This window comes from Streptomyces sp. NBC_00289 (assembly GCF_041435115.1).
Taxonomy (GTDB): Bacteria; Actinomycetota; Actinomycetes; order Streptomycetales; family Streptomycetaceae; genus Streptomyces.
Genome location: NZ_CP108046.1, coordinates 8,670,578 through 8,687,246, shown reverse-complemented (window position 1 = coordinate 8,687,246; position 16,669 = coordinate 8,670,578). Strand labels below are relative to the sequence as shown.

The 16,669-nt window shown below is 72.6% G+C and carries 16 protein-coding genes; 9 read left to right on the top strand and 7 right to left on the bottom strand.

Going from position 1 to position 16,669, the window contains the following annotated elements; translation table 11 throughout:
• The first annotated feature begins 148 nt into the window (after window positions 1-148).
• Window positions 149-832 carry a glycerophosphodiester phosphodiesterase gene (locus OG985_RS39300; protein WP_371673148.1) on the top strand — a complete coding sequence of 228 codons (684 nt, stop codon included), beginning with the start codon at window positions 149-151 and terminating at the stop codon, window positions 830-832.
• Between the two features lie 21 nt (window positions 833-853).
• Here the strand turns inward: OG985_RS39300 and OG985_RS39295 are convergent, their stop codons facing one another.
• On the bottom strand, window positions 854-1,399 hold the full coding sequence (locus tag OG985_RS39295) for a GNAT family N-acetyltransferase (RefSeq protein ID WP_371674619.1): 546 nt from the start codon (window positions 1,397-1,399) through the stop codon (window positions 854-856).
• Between the two features lie 79 nt (window positions 1,400-1,478).
• Here OG985_RS39295 and OG985_RS39290 point away from each other — a divergent pair, with 79 nt between their 5' ends.
• Entirely contained in the window at window positions 1,479-1,871 is a 393-nt protein-coding gene (locus OG985_RS39290) for a VOC family protein (RefSeq protein ID WP_371673147.1), read from the top strand.
• A gap of 2 nt (window positions 1,872-1,873) precedes the next feature.
• Here OG985_RS39290 and OG985_RS39285 read toward each other — a convergent pair whose 3' ends face one another.
• The gene (locus OG985_RS39285; protein ID WP_371673146.1) at window positions 1,874-2,785 is read right to left on the bottom strand and encodes an N-acetyltransferase; all 912 of its coding nucleotides are present in this window, start codon (window positions 2,783-2,785) and stop codon (window positions 1,874-1,876) included.
• 166 nt (window positions 2,786-2,951) lie between these two features.
• On the opposite strand from OG985_RS39285, the gene OG985_RS39280 reads away from it, so the two are divergent.
• A complete protein-coding gene (locus tag OG985_RS39280; protein WP_371673145.1) occupies window positions 2,952-3,716 on the top strand; it encodes a VOC family protein in 765 nt (254 codons plus the stop codon).
• Between the two features lie 64 nt (window positions 3,717-3,780).
• On the opposite strand, the gene OG985_RS39275 is transcribed toward OG985_RS39280, so the two are convergent.
• The 3 genes from OG985_RS39275 to OG985_RS39265 all read right to left on the bottom strand — a co-directional run bounded on the left by OG985_RS39275 (window position 3,781) and on the right by OG985_RS39265 (window position 8,740).
• The gene (locus OG985_RS39275) at window positions 3,781-6,387 is read right to left on the bottom strand and encodes a cellulosome protein (RefSeq protein ID WP_371673144.1); all 2,607 of its coding nucleotides are present in this window, start codon (window positions 6,385-6,387) and stop codon (window positions 3,781-3,783) included.
• 137 nt (window positions 6,388-6,524) lie between these two features.
• On the bottom strand, window positions 6,525-7,064 hold the full coding sequence (locus tag OG985_RS39270; RefSeq protein ID WP_371673143.1) for a MarR family winged helix-turn-helix transcriptional regulator: 540 nt from the start codon (window positions 7,062-7,064) through the stop codon (window positions 6,525-6,527).
• The gene (locus OG985_RS39265; protein ID WP_371673142.1) at window positions 7,061-8,740 is read right to left on the bottom strand and encodes an FUSC family protein; all 1,680 of its coding nucleotides are present in this window, start codon (window positions 8,738-8,740) and stop codon (window positions 7,061-7,063) included. Before OG985_RS39265 ends, OG985_RS39270 begins: the two co-directional genes overlap by 4 nt.
• 172 nt (window positions 8,741-8,912) lie before the next feature.
• Between OG985_RS39265 and OG985_RS39260 the strand changes: the two genes are divergently transcribed.
• From OG985_RS39260 to OG985_RS39240, 5 genes are all read left to right on the top strand, one after another.
• Window positions 8,913-9,461, top strand: a complete 549-nt coding sequence (locus OG985_RS39260) for a DUF5134 domain-containing protein (protein ID WP_371673141.1) — start codon at window positions 8,913-8,915, stop codon at window positions 9,459-9,461.
• Between the two features lie 148 nt (window positions 9,462-9,609).
• Entirely contained in the window at window positions 9,610-10,545 is a 936-nt protein-coding gene (locus OG985_RS39255; protein WP_371673140.1) for a M56 family metallopeptidase, read from the top strand.
• Between the two features lie 831 nt (window positions 10,546-11,376).
• A complete protein-coding gene (locus OG985_RS39250; RefSeq protein WP_371673139.1) occupies window positions 11,377-12,066 on the top strand; it encodes a phosphatase PAP2 family protein in 690 nt (229 codons plus the stop codon).
• A 51-nt stretch (window positions 12,067-12,117) separates the two neighbouring features.
• Window positions 12,118-12,825 (top strand): HAD family hydrolase, encoded by a 708-nt coding sequence (locus tag OG985_RS39245; RefSeq protein ID WP_371673138.1) that lies wholly within the window; start codon window positions 12,118-12,120, stop codon window positions 12,823-12,825.
• 152 nt (window positions 12,826-12,977) lie between these two features.
• On the top strand, window positions 12,978-13,652 hold the full coding sequence (locus OG985_RS39240; RefSeq protein ID WP_371673137.1) for a TetR/AcrR family transcriptional regulator: 675 nt from the start codon (window positions 12,978-12,980) through the stop codon (window positions 13,650-13,652).
• On the opposite strand, the gene OG985_RS39235 is transcribed toward OG985_RS39240, so the two are convergent.
• Window positions 13,640-15,145 carry an LVIVD repeat-containing protein gene (locus OG985_RS39235; protein ID WP_371673136.1) on the bottom strand — a complete coding sequence of 502 codons (1,506 nt, stop codon included), beginning with the start codon at window positions 15,143-15,145 and terminating at the stop codon, window positions 13,640-13,642. The genes OG985_RS39240 and OG985_RS39235 overlap by 13 nt on opposite strands.
• Before the next feature lie 193 nt (window positions 15,146-15,338).
• Between OG985_RS39235 and OG985_RS39230 the strand changes: the two genes are divergently transcribed.
• A complete protein-coding gene (locus OG985_RS39230) occupies window positions 15,339-15,992 on the top strand; it encodes a DUF305 domain-containing protein (protein WP_371673135.1) in 654 nt (217 codons plus the stop codon).
• Between the two features lie 60 nt (window positions 15,993-16,052).
• Here OG985_RS39230 and OG985_RS39225 read toward each other — a convergent pair whose 3' ends face one another.
• Window positions 16,053-16,508 carry a DUF6214 family protein gene (locus tag OG985_RS39225; protein WP_371673134.1) on the bottom strand — a complete coding sequence of 152 codons (456 nt, stop codon included), beginning with the start codon at window positions 16,506-16,508 and terminating at the stop codon, window positions 16,053-16,055.
• Window positions 16,509-16,669: the final 161 nt, after the last annotated feature.

Below are 16,669 nucleotides of genomic sequence, written 5' to 3'. Positions count from 1 at the left end.
GGCAGGTCGGCACGGCCGCCGCACCAATCTCCGGTGTACGTGCGGGTTCATCGGGGAAGGTGGCCGTTAGGCTGCGGCTCTGCCCGTGCGACCGTCCGCTCCGGTCGCGCGTGCGACCGAGCCGCCGTCGACGGAAGCGAGTTGAACCTTGAACTTCCTTACCATCGGTCATCGCGGAGTCATGGGTCTCGAGCCCGAGAACACCCTCCGTTCCTTCGTCGCCGCCCAGCAGGCCGGCCTCGACGTCATCGAACTCGATCTGCACCTGAGCAAGGACGGCGCCCTCGTCGTCATGCACGACGCCGACGTGGACCGCACGACCGACGGCACCGGCCCGATCGCCGAGAAGACCCTCGCCGAGCTGCGCTCCCTGGACGCCGGCCACGGCGAACGCGTCCCGGTCTTCGAGGAGGTCCTGGACAGCGTGCGGTCGCCGCTCCAGGCCGAGATCAAGGACGTGGCGGCGGCACGTGCCCTGGCCGAGGTCATGCACCGCCGGGATCTGGTCTCCCGGGTGGAGGTCTCCTCGTTCCACGACGAGGCGATCGCCGAGATCGCCCGTCTGGTGCCCGGCGTTCGGACCGCGCTCATCGGCAGCCGCTTCGGCCCAGACATCGTGGACCGCGCCGTCGAGGCCGGCTCCGCGACCATCTGCCTGAACATCCGCCGGCTGACCCTGGAGGTCGTGGAGCACGCGCGGAAGGCGGACCTCAAGATCATCGGCTGGGTGGTGAACACGCAGGAACACCTGCGCCTCGTGCGGGCCCTGGAGCTCGACGGCGCGACCACCGACTATCCGGAGATCAAACGCACCGGCCGCTTCACGGCGTGACGCCGGGGCACGCCGTGACCGTCACGCGAGCTCCTTGACCAGCAGCTCGAACTGCAGGTCGTCGCGCTGCGGGACGCCGAAGCGTTCGTCGCCGTACGGGAACGGGGTCATCCGGCCCGTACGGCGGTAGCCGCGCCGCTCGTACCAGGCGATGAGGTCCTCGCGTACGGAGATCACCGTCATGTGCATCTCCGTGACGCCCCAGCTCTCGCGGGCCGCCCGCTCCGCCTCGGCGATGATGACCTTGCCGAGACCGGCGCCCTGGAGGGCGGGGCTGACCGCGAACATCCCGAAGTAGGCGTGGTCGCCGCGGTGTTCGAGCTGGCAGCAGGCGACGACCTGCCCGTCGCGCTCGACGGTCAGCAGCCGGCCGTCGGGCGACTTGACGACGGCCCGCACACCCTCCGGGTCGGTCCGCTGTCCCTCGAGGATGTCCGCCTCGGTGGTCCACCCGGCCCGGCTGTCGTCCCCGCGGTAAGCCGACTCGATCAACGCCACCAGGGCGTCGACGTCGGCGTCCACGGCGTCCCGGAAAGTCAGTCCGGTGGTGGTGTCGGCGGTGTCCATGGGGCGTTCTCCGATCTGCGGCACGGCTCGGCACCGATGAGAGTAACGCCGCACCGGCCAGGCCCTAAGCTCCGGGTGCATGGTGCACGTACTGAGCGGCCGGATTCTGCTCCGCCCCACCGACCCCGAGCGCTCCCACGCCTTCTACGGCGGACAGCTGGGCCTCGCCGTCCACCGTGAGTTCGGTACCGGGCCGGAGCGCGGGATCGTCTACTTCCTCGGCGGCGGCTTCCTGGAGGTGTCCGGGCGGTCCGAGACCCCGCCGTCCCCGGCCGTACGGCTGTGGCTCCAGGTGGAGGACGTCGTCGCGGCGCGGGAGGAGTTGCTGGGCCGGGGGGTCGAGATCGTGCGACCGCCGGTGCGGGAGCCCTGGGGACTGATCGAGATGTGGATCGCCGATCCGGACGGGACACAGATCGTGCTGGTGGAGATCCCGGCGGACCATCCGCTCCGGTACCGGCCGGGGATCTGAGGTCACCGGGGGCGGTGCTCCCAGCCGCGGTCCGTGCGCGTCAGCTCCCGGAAGCCCGCGCTGCGCAGGACGTCGATCGCGGCGCCGTCGGTGGCCGCCTCGTACGCGAGGAGCCGGTCGGTGCCGCACAGCCGCAGCCAGTCGGCGGCCCGGGCCAGCAGACGGTGCTCCCAGCCCTCGCCGGCGTCCGGGGCCACGTGCAGGTTGCCGACGTCGGCCAGGCCCGGGGCACGCGTGTGGCGTTCGGGCCGCGCCAGTGCCGTGTCCACCTCGACGAACCCGAGGGCGCGGCGGCCGTCGTACGCGGTCAAGCGGGTTCCGCACTCCCCCAGGGTGCGCTCGAAGGTGACGCCGGGGTGGGTTTCGGGCCGGGGCAGGTCGTCCACGTGCGCAATGAGCAGCACCTCCGTGTCGCCGGTGTGCCGGAAGCCCGCGCGGTCGTACACAGCCCGGATGTGGGGCCAGGGGCGCGGGAGTCCGTATACGGCGGGGGCGGGCAGGGCGCCGTCGGCGTAGCGCACCCGCACCCGCCAGCGGGCCAGCCGCGCCAGGCAGGCGCTCATCAGCAGGTCCGCGGCCTGTTCGGAGTCGGGCCGGTAGGACGCCGGAGGACGGCAGACGAACCAGTCGATCGCGCCCGCGTCCCGGTAGTGGTCGCCGACCTCGGGGCCGGAGCGGTAGCGCAGCAGGTGGGCGGCGGCGACGACGTGCCCGCGCTGTTCGGCGACGAGTGTCGTCCGCTCGCTCACCCAGGGGTCCGTGATGAACTCGTCCGGCTGCCGTTCCAGGCCGCTGAGCACGGTGTTGGTCGAGACGGAGACACCGGGGACCACGGCGGCCACGTGCAGGTTGATCAACTCGGTGAGCTGGTCGCGGTCGACGCGGTGGAAGGGGCGCACCTCGAGCGCGGGCATGCGGGACCTCCGGAGGCAGGGGGAAGAGCCGGGGCCGCCATGCGATGCGGTACGGGGCCGAGCGTACGGCGACTTCGGGGCCGCAGACGAGGGATCGCGCCGGATGGCCTTGGCCTGTGCCGGGGACTAGCGTGCTGGAGGGGGTTTTCCTTTCGGAAGGAACGCCATGAAGCTCGAGAAACCGGTCGACGGCGGCCCCTGCTGGACCGAGCTGGGGACCAGTGACCTGGAGGCGGCCAAGCGGTTCTACGCCGAGTTGTTCGGCTGGCGTCCCGAGACGGATCCGCGCCAGGAGGCAGGCGGTTACACGGTCGCGCACCTGGGGGACGCGGCGGTCGCCGCGCTGTCGCCGCTGTACCAGGAGTCGCAGCCCGTCGCGTGGAACGTGTCCTTCGCGGTGCCGGACGCGGACGCCGCCGCGCGGAAGGTGACCGAGGCGGGCGGGACGGTGCTGGTCGGGCCGATGGACGTGTTCGACGTCGGCCGTTTCACGGTGGCGCTCGATCCGGGCGGCGCGGCCTTCCAGATGTGGCGGGCGCGGGCCTTCCCTGGTGCCGGGCTGTTCAACGCGCCCGGCGCGCTGGGCTGGGTGGAACTGATGACGCGCGCCCCGGAGCGAGCCGTCGGCTTCTACACGTCGGTGTTCGGCTGGAGCGTCAACTCCTCGGAGCACTACACCCAGTGGGGGATCGACGGCGCGGACTTCGGCGGCATGGTGATGATGGACGACAGGTTCCCGCCCGAGGTGCCGCCGCACTGGCTGCCGTACTTCGCGGCCGCGGACGTGGACGCCACGGCGGGCGTGGCCGTCGGCGCCGGCGGCACCGTCCTGATGGAGCCGACCTCCGTGCCCGACGGACCACGCATCGCGGTGCTGCGCGATCCGCAGGGCGCGGTGTTCGGCGTGTACCGGGCGGGCGACGAGCAGTGATGCCGCCCCGACGGTGAGCCTGGCCGGCCGCCGGCGCAGGCTCCGGCTCCGGACGCGCCGGCCGTCAGGCCAGCGGTGTCACCGTGACCCGGTCGATGACCGGGGCGTACGCGGAGCGCTGCCCGAACCGGTTCCGCGTGATGCCGTCGAAGTCGGGGAGTTCGTCGGCGGTGAAGGTGACCGTGTTGGCTCCCGGCACGAGCGTGACGGGGACGGAGAGGTTCCAGAAGTTGTTGAAGTGGAAGGTGGTGGGGAACAGGACGCGGTGCGGCGCGGCCCGGTTGACGGAGATGTCGGCGTGGCGGCAGACCGGGTCAGGGTTGTAGTGGGTCGCGGGCGCCTGTTCGCCGTTGGAGTAGCGGATCGTCAGCGCGTGCCGTCCGGCGCGCTCGGCCGTCACCACCAGGGTGAGCGCGTTCGCGGGGCCGGCGCCGACGCCCCCGACGGCCTTGCCGCCGGTGGCGTACGAGTGGGCGCCGGTCACCGTCGCGGTGCCGGTCAGGGTGCCTTCCTCGGCGGCGTACACCGTGCTGGGCAGCTGTCCCCGGGACGGGCCCACGCGTACCCGGTCCACCACCAGGAGCTCCGAAGTCCCGGTGATCGTCAGCTTGTTGACGCCGCCGGAGAGGAACAGCGCGGCGGCGCCGGGCCCGACGGGCCCGAGGTCCTCGCCGTTGACCGCGATCAGACCCTCGCCGGGGCCGAGGACGTCGACGGTCACCGTCGCCTCGCCGTCGTCGGCCGCGTGCACCCAGAAGGTGGCGGTGCCGCCCGGCGGCAGCACGGCGGCGCCCGGGCCCGAGGCGCCGCGGTGGTCGTAGGCGGCGCGCGCGCCGGCGCCGAGGTCGGCGTACTCGGCGTCGTACACGGCGGTGGGGTCGCTTTCGCGCAGGGCCAGGTCGAGCCTGTCGACGACCGCGTCGCCCCGGGTGACGCCGAGGTCGGGGTCCTGGGCGGCGAGGGTGATCCGGTGCCGGCCGGCGGTCAGTGCCACCTCGGTGTCGGTGTGACCCCATACCGCCCACTTGTAGCCGAGGGGCAGCCGCAGTTCACGCGCCTGCCCGCCGTCCACGCGCAGGAAGACGTTGGTGGGGCCCTGCTCCCGGACCGGGTCGGCCAGGTTGTGGGAGTTGGCGAAGACGCTGACGTCGTACGTCCCGTCCTGCGGGGCCTCGACGTCGAAGGTGAGCACGCCGTCGGAGCCGGTGCGGAGTCCGCCCACGTGATACCCGCCGGAGGTGGCGAACCGGTCGACGGCGGTCGGCGATCCCTCCGGACCGTTGAGGGAGTGGCCGCCGCCCGTGTACGTCGCCTCCTCGGCCTCGTACGTCCTCCGCCGACGGGTCGGGGGCGGGACGGCCACCGCCCCGTTGCCGCCCGGGGCGAGGACGAGCTGATAGGCGGACATCTCCTGAAGGTCGCCGACGTGCAGGGTCACCCGGCCGTCCCGGACGGGCAGTTCCCTGTCCCCGAGCGGCGACGGCTGCGCTGCGGCGCCGACCTGGCCGGTCCACGGGATCTCGAGAAGCCGTGCGTGGACGGTCGTGCCGAAGACCAGCGGGTCGACGTGCTCGAAGACCAGCTCGGCGGCACCGCTCGCGCCGCCGAACAGCAGCCGGGCCTGCCGCTTGGCCCGGTCCAGCGCGGCGACGCCCTGGAGGGTGTACTGCGCGTCGGGGTGCGGCGCGGTGACCCGCACGGTGTCGCCGGTCAGCTGCCCGTAGGCGTTGAACAGCCACCACTGGCCGTTGCCCTTGTTCGCCTCGACCGCCGAGTCGTTGAGGTTGCCCGCGATGTTCCAGTACGCCATGTCGGCGTCGACCTTCGACTCCTCGACCGCCGCGATCCACTGGACCATCTGCCCGGGGACCGACAGATGGTAGTTGTGCGCGTACTCGTTGAGGTTGACCGGCAGCGGGCCGATGCCCAACTCCCGCTCCAGCACGCGGTACTCGGCGACGCTCGTCCGTACCTCGGCCGGCGAGGACAGCTCGTGCCAGGTGACCACGTCGGGCAGGACGTCGTGGGCCTTGGCGAACTCCAGGAAGCTCCTGACCTCGGGGTAGAGGACGCAGGTGTTGGGGCCCGCGACGCGCGCGCCGGGATCGAGGCCCTTGATGAGGCGGTACATGTCCTTCCAGGCCGCGAAGTAGTGCCGCGGGTCGGTGCGCCAGGAGACGCGGTCGTAGCTCCACTCCCCCTCGCCGAACATGTTGCCCTCGGGCTCGTTGAACGGGACGTACACGACGTGGGACCGCAACTCGCCCAGGGGCAGCACCTGTTCGACCTGGCGCCGGATGCTCGCCCGGAACCCGGCGAGTCGTTCCTCACCGGTCGTGCCGGGCCACTCGTAGGGGAAACCTCGATGGATGTCGGTCATGTAGAGGTACAGGTCCCGGCCGCCCGCCGCGACGAACGACGGCAGGATCTCCAGGGCGTCGGCGCCCGGATGCTGCGTGCCGTCCTGGGCCTTGGTGGTCACTGTGCGGACGTACATGCCCTCCACGACGGCACGGCTGGGGACACCGTCGCCGTACAGCCCGTAGAGCGTTCCGCTCGCGCCGCCGTGGAAGGGGCCCGTCCCGGCGCCGAGGTCGACGGTGAGCCTCTCCGGTGCGGGAGGGGGCGTGGCGGGGGTGGCGGGGACTTCGGCTGCGGCCACGGCAGGCATCCTTCGTTCGCACGTTCGACATTTCGCACATCGGCCGATGATCCGAACCGATCTGCTCGAACGTAGGAAGAGGGCAACGGTCCCGTCAATGGCCGGTCGGCCACCGAAACTTCCGGCCCGTCCGGGAGACGGACCGCTCAGCCGCGCAGGGCTCCGAGGCGCCCCTCGAGCTGTCCCAGGAGACCGCCCAGCAGCCCGGCGAGTTCGTCCTGCCGGGTCGGGTCCATTCCGGACAGCACGGCGGTCTCGTAGGCGAGCTGCTCGGGGAGGATGCCGTCCACCAGGTCGCGCCCGGCCTCCGTGAGGCGGACGTGGGCGACGCGGCGGTCACGGGTGTCGCCACGGCGCTCCACCAGGCCCCGTTCGGTCAGCACCTTGAGGCGTTTGGTGACCGCGGCCCCCGAGGAGAACGTCTCCCGGGCCAGGTCACCGGGGGTCAGCTCGTGTGCCGTGCGCCGCAGGGCGCCCAGCAGGTCGAACTCGGGGCGGCTGAGACCGGCCCGGCGCAATGGGGCGTCCTCCGCCTGCTGGAGGAGGGCGGCGCAGCGGTTGATACGGCCGATGATCTCCATGGGGCCGGTGTCGAGCTCGGGACGCACGGCCTGCCACTGCCGGACGACCGCGGCGACGGTGTCGTCCCTGGTCGCGCCCGCCTGCCGCCCGTTCGGTGCCGTCATGGCCGTACACCCTCCGTCGTCCTGGCCTCGCGCTGGTCCAGGTGCAGCCCCTGACGCCGTACCGTCGCGGCGAGCGTACGGTGCGCCGACCGCTCGGCGAGCACGACCCGCTCCTGCGGCAGGGCCCGCTGCCACCACTCGCCGCTCGCGGCGTCGGTGGTGACGCGCAGCTCGGTCAGCGCGGCGGCGAGGTCCCGACGGGCGGCCTCCAGGGCCCTGCGACCGGGCCGCGGCTCCGTCAGCAGGACAGCGGCACTCCCCCGCGCCCGCTCCACGGCGGTCAGGGCGTGCTCGATGCGATCGCCCGCGCGCCGGTTGGTGACGACGACGGCGGCGGCGAACCCGACCAGCGCGCCGATCAGGGTGTCCACGACCCGCTCGGTGATCAGTTTCCCCGGCTCCTGAACGCCGGCGAACTCGGAGATGAGCAGCGCCATCGGGGTCACACAGACGCTGCCGAGCCAGTAGTTGCGGCCGATCAGTGCCTCGGCCCCGAAGTTGAAGGCCAGGCAGCACAGGACGAGGGCCGCCCCGCCGAGATGGGCGAGCGGGGCGACGGCGGCGAACAGGAGCACGCCGACGAGGTTGCCGACGACGCGCTGGACGCCGCGACTCCAGGTCAGGGTGATGTTCGCCTGGTAGAGCGAGGCGGCGGTGACCAGAGCCCAGTAGGGGCGGCCGACACCGAGGGCGAGGGAGGCGTAGCCGGCGAGGGCGCAGCCGAGTGCCGTGCGCACGGCCAGGGGGGTGAGCGGGCCCAGCCGGGTCCACCACGGGCGGGCCCCGGCGGCCAGTTCGGCGTCCACGCCGAGCAGTTCGTCGGCGTCCGGCGCCGGATGACCGGCCTGCGGGACCGGGCCGTTGCCGCGCAGTGCGCGCGCCCAGGCGAGCAGCGGCTCCGGGTCGGTGTCGGCCGGTGCGGCCAGGGCGACCTCGGCGCGTACGACGAGCCGCTCCAGAGCGCGCCGGGTGGCGTTGCGCGGCCCGGCGGACAGCAGCGACTGCCAGGCCGCGTGCACGGCGGCGGCCGCGCCGGCGCGGGCCCGGGAGTGGCCGTCGCCGGTGCCGCGCGTGACGGCGTACGCGGCGGCGGCGTTCAGGGCGTGCGCGGTGGCCCGGCGCTCCGGGCCGTGCGGGCGCAGCAGCCCGGGCGCCATGCCGACGAGCCAGGCCCCGACGCCCGCCGCCGCGGCCAGCCCGAGGTGGCCGGGGACCTGCCCGAGGGCCTGCGGCGCGAAGAGGGCGGCTGAGCTGACGAAGGTGAGGATCACATTGCCGGGCGGGCCGATCCGGGTCGCGTCGCACAGCGCCTTCTGGGCGGCGGCCAGCAGGGCGCCGACGGTGACCAGCACGACGGCGCTGCCGGTCAGCGAGGCCGTGACCAGGGAGACGGCGAGACCGCCGAGCATGCCGAGCACGACCCAGGCCAGCGCGCGGGCGCGGGCGGCGTACGGGCGGTTGTGGGCGTAGAGCGCGCACAGGGAGCCGGCCATGGTGTACATCGCCAGGTCGAGCCGGTCCAGCGCCAGCAGCGTCAGGTTGGGCGGGGCGACCGCGGCGACCACGCTCAGGGCGGGCTTGTACCAGATGTCGGAGGGCCGCCCGAGGCGCAGCACGCCGGCCAGCGGGAGACGTCGGGCGGGCGGGGTACCGGGGGCGGGGGGCGCACTGCTCATAAGCATCAGTTTAACAGGTGTTTTACTCGTGAATGATTCTGCGCCTCTCCCCCGTCACCTGTCGTGCTCCCGCGAACGCTCCCCGTGTACATCCCTGCGCTCGCGTGCGCGCCGCGATGCCCGGGCATCCCTTGACCGACCGTCGGACCGACCGTCGAGCACGGAGGTGGGCGTGCACGGACCGGCCTCGCCCGGCTGGCTGCTGGTGGCGCTGTGCGCTGCCACCGGCGCCTACTGTCTGCTGCGGATGCGCAGCAACGTCGTCGAACAGCGCCGTGCCGCGGGAGGCGAGGCGCTGATGGGCTTCGGGATGGCCGCGATGGCCGTACCCGCGACCGTGTTCACCCCTCCTTCGTGGGCCCTGCCCGGCTATGTGGCCGTCTTCGGCGCGGCCGCGGTGCACGCCCTGTGGGCGGCCCGGGCCAGCGGGCACCACCTGCACCATCTGGTCGGGGCCTCCGCCATGCTCTACATGGCGGTGGTGATGGCCGCTTCGCCCACCCCACCGGGCGGGCACGCCGGGCACGGCGGCTCCGACTTCCCGCCGCTGACGGGGCTGTTGCTCCTGTACTTCGTCGGGTACGTGCTGCTGTCCGGTGTGCGGCTGGTGCCCGTCGCGGTCGATGCCGGGGCCGTCGGCTGGGGCGACCGGCCGGAGTTGGCCCGGGCCTGCCGGCTGACCATGGGGATCGCCATGGTCGCGATGCTGCTGACGCTCTGAGACTCTGCCGCAGCCGCCGGCCCGGGCGGTGCGACGGGGACTTTCGGCAGGGACCTGAGACGGGCCGCCGCTGTCCGCAACCGTTGCCTGCGTCACTTTGCCGCGGCAGGCCTCACCCGGGCCGCTCCGCGCTCATAGGCTGCCCCCCATGATGGTCCCCGCGGCACTGTTGCTGCTCGGCGCGCTGGCCGCCGTCGTCGCCCCACGGCTGCTCGCCCGGGCCGACTGGCCGGACCGCGAACCGGTGCTCGCCCTGTGGGTGTGGCAGTGCGTGGTGGCGGCCGTCCTGCTGTGCTGCGCGCTGTCGATGACGCTGAGCGCGGCGGCCTCCTGGCAGGCGCTGCACGGCCATCTGTTCGCCCCCGCACCGCGTTCCGTCGTGCAGGCCTACGCGATCGGTACGGCGGCGGGTCCCTGGGCGGCGACGACGGCGGTGGCGCTCGCCTGCGGTGGCGCGTGGACCGCGGCGATGCTGGTGCGCGAGGTCGTACGGACTCGCGCCCGGCGCCGGCTGCGCAGGGCCGAACTCCTCGTCCGTGCCCCGCTGTTGCCCGGTGAGGAACCAGGGGGGCGGCTCGTCGTCCTGGAGGGCGAGCGGTGCGACGCCTGGTGGCTGCCGGGCACCGCGCCCCGGCTCGTGATCACCACGGCCGCGCTGCGCCGCCTGGAGAGACGGCAGGTGGACGCCCTGGTCGCGCACGAGGAGGGTCACGCCCAGGCCCGGCACGACTGGCTGCTGCACTGCTCGGCCGCGCTGGCCGGCGGGTTCCCGCAGGTGCCGGTGTTCGCCGCGTTCCGCGACGAGATGCACCGCCTGGTCGAACTCGCCGCCGACGACATGGCCTCCCGCCGCTTCGGCCGACTGACCACGGCGCTCGCGCTGGTGGAGGTCAACGAGGACCGGGGCGTGTTCGGCCCCGGCCCGACCCCACAGGCCCACGTCCCGCAGCGGGTGGACCGGCTGCTCGCTCCCCCGGACCGGTTCACCGCGGGCCGCCGACTGCGGCTGACGGCGGCGGCCGCGCTGGTACCCGTGGTCCCGGTACTGGTCGCCTTCGTACCTGGCCTCAGAGCGCTGGGATGACCGGGGCCGCCGTGCAAACGGCGGCCCGGAGCCGACGCCCGGAGGGGGCCGCAGTCCGGACGGCAACCCGAAGCCGGGGCCCAGGACCGGAGAGGACCGCTGTCCACACGGCGGCCCGGAGCCGACGGCCAGAGGAAGCCGCAGTGCGGACGGCAACCCGAAGCCGCGGCCCAGGACCGGAGAAGGCCGCTGTCCACACGGCGACCCGGAGCCGACGGCCAGAGGAAGCCGCAGTGCGGACGGCAACCCGAAGCCGCGGCCCAGGACCGGAGAAGGCCGCTGTCCACACGGCGACCCGGAGCCGACGGCCAGAGGAAGCCGCAGTGCGGACGGCAACCCGAAGCCGCGGCCCAGGACCGGAGAAGGCCGCTGTCCACACGGCGACCCGGAGCCGACGGCCAGAGGAAGCCGCAGTGCGGACGGCAACCCGAAGCCGCGGCCCAGGACCGGAGAAGGCCGCTGTCCACACGGCGACCCGGAGCCGACGGCCAGAGGAAGCCGCAGTGCGGACGGCAACCCGAAGCCGCGGCCCAGGACCGGAGAAGGCCGCTGTCCACACGGCGACCCGGAGCCGACGGCCAGAGGAAGCCGCAGTGCGGACGGCAGCCCGGGGCCCGGAGGCCGGACCGCACCCCCGGGTCGGCACTGAGCACTGAGGACCCGGCACCTGGCACCCGGCACCCGGCACCCGGCACCCGGCACCCGGAGATCCCTCCCCAGCCGCAGTTCCGTCCCGGCGGCGACCGGACGCTCGCCTCGATCCTCCGTCACAGCGACCGAGGCGCGCCCCGGAATTCGCCTCCCGCACCGTCGGTCGGGGAGGATCGCAGCATGCACTCGTCCTCCGTCGACTCCCCACCCCGTCAGCCGGAGCACCGCACCGCCGCCCGTTCCGCCGGTGCTCTGGCGGTGTGCTCCGCCCTGCTGCTCACGCTGGTGGCGGCCCGGTGGGGTCCGCTGATCACCGTCGACGGTGACATCTCCCGCACCACCCATCGCTGGGCGGTGAACGACCCCGACACCACTCAGGTGTTCCGCGTCCTGACGGACTGGGTCTGGGACCCCCTGACCATGCGCATCCTGTGTGCGGTCGCCATGGTGTGGCTGGTGTGGCGGCGCTCGGCATGGTGGACGGCCCTATGGCTGGCGACCACATGTGCGCTGGGCACACTGCTGCAGCAGGGAATCAAGGCCGCGGTGGACCGCCCGCGCCCCGTCTGGTCCGACCCCGTCGACTCCGCCCACTACGCCGCCTTCCCGTCGGGCCACGCCCTGACCGCCACGGTCGTGTTCGGCCTGCTCCTGTGGCTGCTGCACCACCACGGCGCCGGCCGCGTCCTGTGGGGTACGGCCCTGACCGTGGCCGCGCTCTCCGTGGTCGGCGTCGGCCTCACCCGGATCTGGCTGGGCGTCCACTGGCCCTCGGACGTGCTCGGCGGCTGGCTGCTCGGGGCGCTCGTCGTGGCGGTGGCGGTGCCGGTGTACGGCCACCTGCCCCACCGCCGACGGCCGCCGCTCTGACGCGTCCCGGCGAGGCGTCCGCCGGCGAAGGGCGCCGGTACAGTCCGGCGCATGTCTGCCGTACTGTTCGACTTCTCCGGAACCCTCTTCCGCATCGAGTCCGCCGAGTCCTGGCTGCGAGCCGTCCTGGACGAGGCCGGACTCCGCCTCGGCGAAGCCGAGTTGCTCCGGACCGCGCAGGCCCTGGAGAGCACGGGCGCCCTGCCCGGCGGCGCCCCCGCCGAGCGGCTCCCCGACGCGGTGGCCGACATCTGGCGCGTCCGGGACGAGAGCGCCGAACTGCACCGGGCCGCGTACACGGGCCTCTCCCGCCAGGTGCCACTGCCCGACCCCCGGCTGCACGACGCGCTGTACGACCGCCACATGACTCCGGCCGCGTGGACCCCGTACCCCGACGCCGCGGAGGTGTTGCGCACCCTGCGTGAGCGCGGGATCGGCGTCGGCGTGGTCAGCAACATCGGCTGGGACCTGCGGCCGGTCTTCCGTGAGCACGGTCTCGACGCCTACGTCGGCACGTACGTCCTGTCCTTCGAGCACGGGATCCAGAAGCCGGATCCGCAACTGTTCGCGACGGCGTGCGACGCGCTCGGCGCCGACCCTCGCCGGACCCTGATGGTCGGTGACGACCGGCGGGCCGACGGCGGTGCGGCGGTCCTCGGCTGCCGGGTGCACTTCGTGGACCATCTGCCGGTGTCCCGGCGGCCGGACGGACTGTTGCCGGTACTGGATCTGGTGGACGCCGGTACGGCGAGGAAGTAGCCCCGGGCCACCACTCGAGAAGTGCTCACCCGCCCTGGACGATCCCCCGCGCCGCCCAGGGCAGGCAGCAGCCCGGACAGACTCCGCGAAAGAGCCGGTCCGGTCGCGTTGAGTATAGTTGGCTGGCAACCAGTCAACGCAGGAGTTACAGCATGTCCCCGCGCAGCGCCTCGGTCAATGAAGAGTTGCGCCGGCGTTCCCGGGAGCGGCTCCTGCAGGCGGCGGTCGAGCTGGTCGGCGAGCACGGGTACGAGGCGACGACGCTCGGCGACATCGCGGACCGGGCGGGCTCGGCCCGGGGCCTGGTGTCGTACTACTTCCCCGGCAAGCGCCAGCTCGTGCAGTCGGCCGTGCACCGGCTGATGCACCGCACGCTGGAGGAGGCCCTGGAGCGGGAGCCGCGTACCGAGGACGGCCGGGAGCGGCTGGCGCGGGCCATCGACGCGATCCTGGGCCTGGCCCGGGACCGGCCGGTCCTGATGCGCCAGCACATGGCGGGCCTGCTGCAGGCCGAGGGGTTCGTGCAGTGCCCGGAGCAGAAGCGCCTGTCCGAGCTGCTGGGAGACACCGTCGCCCGCTACGGCTCCCAGAACGTCGGCGCCGACTACCCGATGCTGCGCGCGGTGCTCATGGGCGCGGTCTTCGCGGCTCTGGTGCCGGGAGTTCCGATGCCCGTGCCGGTGCTGCGGACGGAGCTGTTCCAGCGCTACCGGCTGGCCCCGGAACTCGGGGTCCCGCCGGACGACGAGGCGTCCGGCGGGACGTGCGAGACCGATCTGTCACGGTTCTTCGCTACGGGTGAGCAGGCGTCCGGTCAGTCGAAGTAGTCCGGCTGCGTCTGGACGTTGAGCTCACGCACGTGCACCCGCCTGGCGGGGTCGGTGCGGCGATCGCTGAGCTTCAGGACGTCGAAGCCCTTGGTGATGTCGTTCGAGTAGATGTAGCCGTTGTAGTAGTACGCCGACCACGAGCCGCCGACCGAGAGCGCGTCGGTGGTCAGCGGGCCGCGCTCGAAGTAGGCGATCTCCTTCGGGTGGGCGGAGTCGGTGAAGTCCCAGACCGACACGCCGCCCTGGTACCAGGCCTGGACCATGATGTCCTTGCCCTTGACCGGGATCAGCGAGCCGTTGTGGGCCACGCAGTTCTCCGTGTCGGCCTGGTGGCGGGGGATCTTGTAGTAGCCGCGGAAGACGAGCTTGCGCTTGTCGCCCTTGCCGACGATGTCGTAGATGCCGTCGGCGCCGCGGTTCGGGCCGATCGCCGCGTTGCAGGTGGCCGCACCGCCGCCGCCCAGCTCGTCGGTGAACACGACCTTGTTCGCCTTCTGGTTGAAGGTCGCCGAATGCCAGAACGCGAAGTTGACGTTGTCCTGCACCTGGTCGATGACCTTCGGATGCTCGGGATCCTCGATGGAGAAGAGGATGCCGTCACCCATGCAGGCGCCCGCGGCCAGGTCCTTGGAGGGCAGGACCGTGATGTCGTGGCAGCCGGTGGTCTTGGAGACGCCCGGGTTGGTGGGCGCACCGGGGTTGCCGCCGCCGTCCGGGCCCTCACCGGGGAAGAGCACCGGGAAGCCGACGACCGCCGCCTGCTCGGGCGCCTTGCGCGGCACCTTGATGACCGAGATGCCGTCGTGCGGGGGCTGGCAGTCGGGGTAGGCGGCGTTCGGCGAGTACGAGGAGACGTAGACGTAGACGTTCTTGCGGTCGGGCACCAGCGAGTGGGTGTGCGAGCCGCAGGCGGTCTCGACGGCGGCGACGTACCTGGGGTTCGCCTTGTCGCTGATGTCGAAGACCTTCATGCCCTCCCACGACGACTTCTCGGTGACAGGTTGCGTGGTGCTGTTGCAACTGCTGTCGCTGCGCGAGGAGTCGGTGGACAGGAACAGCAGGTCGCCGGAGACGGAGATGTCGTTCTGCGAGCCGGGGCAGAGGACCTGGGCGACCGTCTTCGGCGCCTTCGGGTCACTGATGTCGAAGATGCGGAAGCCGTCGTAGTTGCCCGCGAAGGCGTACCTGCCCTGGAAGGCCAGGTCCGAATTGAAGCCCGCGAAGGCCTCCTTGGGGACGTTGGCGAGGTGCTCGACGTTGGCCGAGTGGACGATCTCGTCCTGTCCGGGTATCCCGCCGTCGGCGATGGCCGCCCTCACCTCGGCCTGGGCTCTCTGGGACACCTCGGTGTTCGTCGTACCCGTGCCGTCCCCGGGGTCGGGGGTCGCGGCGGCGGGGCCGGCCGTCAGCAGCGCCGCCAGGAGTCCGGCCGCGGCTGCGGCAACTCCCAGCCGTCTGCGCCGCGTTCGGGGGTCGCTTAACAGGATCACTGTTTCCTCCCTTGGTCCGTTCCGCGTCGGAACGGTTCACGCACCCCCGCAGTATCGTCTTCACCATGCACATATCAACAGACGGCAACGAAGACGTAATGAAGGTTTTTGATCACTCGCGCGCGGAAGCGTGTTAGGACGGTCATCGGTACTTACGAGGTGTGCCTCGTCCCGCCTGCCACTGGAGGTCGTTGTGCTCTTACGCCGCGCGTCGCGCGCGTCCCTGGTCACGGCCGCACTGGCCGTTCTCGCGGCGCTCGCACTCGGAGGCTGCGACTCCGGATCCGACGCGAAGACGCCCGCCGCGACCGGGCCGTCGGTACTCGTACCCGGCAAGCCGGGTGAGGCGAACCAGACTCTGTCCGCCGCGGACGCCGCCGAACAGCGCGTCGACGACGACTCCCCCAACTCGGCGGACGTGACGTACGCGCGCACGATGATCGAGCACCACACGCAGGCCCTGGAGATGACCGAACTCGTCCCCGACCGCGCCCGGTCGTCGAAGGTGAAGCGCCTCGCCGAACGGATCGCCGCCGCGCAGGGCCCGGAGATCACCGGCATGCGGGGCTGGCTGCGGACGTACGGCGAGGACGAGACGGGCGGCGGCCACGCGCACAGCGCGATGCCCGGCATGGCGACCGAGGCACAGCTGGGCAAGCTGCGCGCGGCGAGGGGGAAGGCGTTCGACGAGCTCTTCCTGACGCTGATGATCACTCACCACGAGGGCGCGATCACCATGGCGGCGAACGTGAAGGCGCAGGGCAACAACATCCGGATCGAGGAGATGGCCGACGACGTGGTCGCCCAGCAGACGAGCGAGATCACGCGGATGCGTGAGATGGGGTGAAGGGCGGCGCGGCCCGCCCGGCCGTGGTCACCGAGGTGGCCGCCGGGCACGTCCCCGTGCTCAGCGCCGTGCGTGACCGGGTGCCAGGAAGCCCGCGTCACGCGCCTGGGCGATCAGCCTGAGCGACCTGCGGCGGCCGTGCCCGGTCGCGCACATCACCGCGAGCACGGGATCGACGCCGCCCTCCTGGGCCGCGCGGTACTCCCGCGCGACGAGCCACCGCCCCTCGATCCCGCCCGGCCACGCCGGCCGGGCCCGGTTGCGGGCCCCCGCCTCGCCGGCCTCGGGCGCCGCACCGCACGCCTCGGACAGCGGTCCCTCGATCCATTCGGCGAGCACGGGGAGATCGTCCAGTGGCAGGGCCGGCCGCGCTCGCACATCCTCGAGCGAGAGGCATCCCCCGGACACCACCGCGAGGACGTCGATCCGTGCGCCGTCGGTGAAGGCCAGCCGTACGTGGAACCACGACGTCGTTCCACCGTCCTCCCGCACCTCCCACGCGGGCCACACGGACACCGCGCCGTCCGTCGGGCAACGATCAGAAAGGTTAAAAAAGGATGCTTCTAGCACACACGCAACGTAACCGCATGATCACATTCCATCCGAACGGACACGCGCACCCCAGTCGGCCGCAACACCCTGTCAGCGGAGCACCAGCGGTGCCATCCTGGAAGCGT